The sequence below is a fragment of the Kitasatospora sp. NPDC059462 genome (assembly GCF_042749955.1).
Taxonomy (GTDB): Bacteria; Actinomycetota; Actinomycetes; order Streptomycetales; family Streptomycetaceae; genus Kitasatospora.
Window position 1 is genome coordinate 1 of sequence record NZ_JBHYUU010000375.1, and the last position, 2451, is coordinate 2451.

Genomic DNA, 2451 nt, shown 5'->3' on the forward strand with positions numbered 1-2451 from the left:
GCCGCCCCACCGGGTGCGCCGCCGCGCCGTGCGCCCGTCCACCGCGATCTTCCAGGCGCCGGTCTTCCAGGAGCCCGCCCCCTTCGTCGCCCCCGCCGCGTCCGCCGCCCCGGCGGCCCCGCAGCCGGCCGCCCCCGAGGCGCCCGCCGCGCCGGCCGAGCGCGAGGAGGAGGACGAGTTCGAGTACAGCGGCGTCGGCCGCCGCCGTCGCGTCCGCACCTCGGTGCGGGTGCAGACCCCGGCCCGCCAGAAGCCCGCCGCCGAGAAGCCCGCGGCCGCCAAGGCCGTCACCACCAAGGCCGTCACCGCCAAGGCCGCCGCCAGGCCCGTCGTCGAGGAGCCGCCCGCCGAGGCGCCCGCCGCCGTCGAGGCCCCCGCCACCGGCCCCGAGGCCGAGGACGAGTGGGAGGACGGCCGCCCGTCGCGCCGCCGCCGCCGCGGTGGCCGTCGCCGCCGTCGTGGCGAGGCCGAGGAGGCCGAGGCCGAGACCGCCGAGACCGAGCAGCCCACCGCCGAGGAGCCGGTCGGCGAGGACGAGGACGAGGACGACGACCTGGCCGCCGGCCTGTCCTCGTCGCGCCGCCGCCGTCGCCGCCGCCGTCGCAGCGGTGAGGCCGGCGCCGTCGAGACCGCCGAGACCACCGAGGACGGCGTCCGCACCGTGGTGAAGGTGCGCGAGCCGCGCCGCCGCTCCACCGAGCCGTCCTTCGACCCGGACGAGGTGCAGTCCATCAAGGGCTCCACCCGCCTGGAGGCCAAGAAGCAGCGCCGCCGCGAGGGCCGCGAGCTGGGCCGCCGCCGGGTGCCGATCATCACCGAGGCCGAGTTCCTGGCCCGCCGCGAGTCGGTCGAGCGCGTCATGGTGGTGCGCCAGAACGGCCAGCGCACCCAGATCGGCGTCCTGGAGGACGGCGTGCTCGTCGAGCACTACGTCAACAAGGAGCAGGCCACCTCGTACGTCGGCAACGTCTACCTGGGCAAGGTCCAGAACGTGCTGCCGTCCATGGAGGCCGCCTTCGTCGACATCGGCAAGGGCCGCAACGCGGTGCTGTACGCCGGTGAGGTCAACTTCGGCGCGCTCGGCGGCCACGGCGGCCCGCGCCGGATCGAGTCGGTGCTGAAGTCCGGCCAGTCCGTGCTGGTGCAGGTCTCCAAGGACCCGATCGGCCACAAGGGCGCCCGCCTGACCAGCCAGATCTCGCTGCCCGGCCGCTACCTGGTCTACGTGCCCGAGGGCTCGATGACCGGCATCTCCCGCAAGCTGCCGGAGAACGAGCGCGCCCGCCTGAAGCAGATCCTCAAGAAGATCGTCCCGGACGACGCGGGCGTCATCGTGCGCACCGCCGCCGAGGGCGCCTCCGAGGAGGAGCTGACCCGCGACGTCCAGCGGCTGCAGCAGCAGTGGGAGGACATCCAGAAGAAGGCCGCGACCGGCAACGCCCCCGCGCTGCTGTACGGCGAGCCGGACATGACCGTCCGGGTCGTGCGCGACATCTTCAACGAGGACTTCACCAAGGTCATCGTCTCCGGCAACGAGGCGTGGAACACCATCCACGACTACGTCTCCAACGTGGCCCCGGACCTCGCCGGCCGGCTCCAGCGCTGGACCTCCGAGGTGGACGTGTTCGCCACCTACCGGATCGACGAGCAGCTGATGAAGGCGCTGGACCGCAAGGTCTGGCTGCCCAGCGGCGGTTCGCTGGTGATCGACCGCACCGAGGCGATGGTCGTCATCGACGTCAACACCGGGAAGTTCGTCGGCCAGGGCGGCAACCTGGAGGAGACGGTCACCCGGAACAACATCGAGGCGGCCGAGGAGATCGTGCGCCAGCTGCGGCTGCGCGACCTCGGCGGCATCATCGTGATCGACTTCATCGACATGGTCCTGGAGTCCAACCGCGACCTGGTGCTGCGCCGGCTGCTGGAGTGCCTGGGCCGGGACCGGACCAAGCACCAGGTGGCCGAGGTCACCTCGCTGGGCCTGGTGCAGATGACCCGCAAGCGGGTCGGCCAGGGGCTGCTGGAGTCCTTCTCCGAGCCCTGCGTGCACTGCAACGGCCGCGGTGTGATCGTCCACATGGAGCAGCCGAGCGCCCACGTGCACACCGGTGGCGGCGCGACCGCCGTCGACGCGGGCTCGGGCGGCGGCAAGCGCCGTCGCCGGGGCAAGGGCGGCGCGGCGCACGAGGAGCCGCAGGCCGTCGAGGCGGTCGCGTCCACCGAGGCCGCCGAGCCGGAGGAGTCCGTCGAGGCCGCCGAGGCCGCCGTCGAGGCGCCGGTCCGCGAGGAGATCGAGGGCCAGCTGGCGATCGAGGTGCCGGGCGTCGAGGAGACGTCTGCGCAGGCCGCCGCCGAGCCGGCCGAGGCCCCGGCCCCGGTCGTCGAGGCCCCGGCCGCGCCGGCCGCCGCTCCCGCCGGGCGGCCCCGCCGCCGGGCGGTGCGCAAGGCGAC

1 protein-coding gene is annotated in these 2451 nt (G+C 74.5%); it reads left to right on the top strand.

Annotated elements, in window-relative coordinates; genetic code table 11:
• On the top strand, positions 1-2451 hold a 2451-nt coding region (locus ACFXAM_RS38525; protein WP_380298571.1), incomplete at both ends, for a ribonuclease E/G.